The following is a 204-nucleotide window of genomic DNA, read 5'->3' as shown; positions in this document are numbered from 1 at the left end:
ACAGAGCGGCATGGCGAGCGCAGTAAAACGCGTTAGCGTGAGTGAGGTGACCCGGGGACCGGCCAGCACTTCCCCCAGCCGGGCGCCGGTCTGGCCGAATCCCCACAGCATACCGACGGCAACCGGCAGACCAAAGTGGCTGATAAACTCCGGCAGATGGGTAGAGGTACCGTTAGAGATGAAGGTGATCAGCGCAATAAAGAT

The 204-nt window shown here is 60.3% G+C and carries 1 protein-coding gene; it reads right to left on the bottom strand.

What is annotated here, in order from left to right:
- Positions 1-204: hypothetical protein (locus tag LK09_RS20410; RefSeq protein WP_039403877.1), on the bottom strand; the 204-nt coding region annotated here is incomplete at both ends.

The sequence above is a fragment of the Microbacterium mangrovi genome, from assembly GCF_000802305.1.
Taxonomy (GTDB): Bacteria; Actinomycetota; Actinomycetes; order Actinomycetales; family Microbacteriaceae; genus Microbacterium; species Microbacterium mangrovi.
Note: the sequence above shows the minus strand (reverse complement) of the source record. Positions and strands in the feature narration are given on the sequence as shown.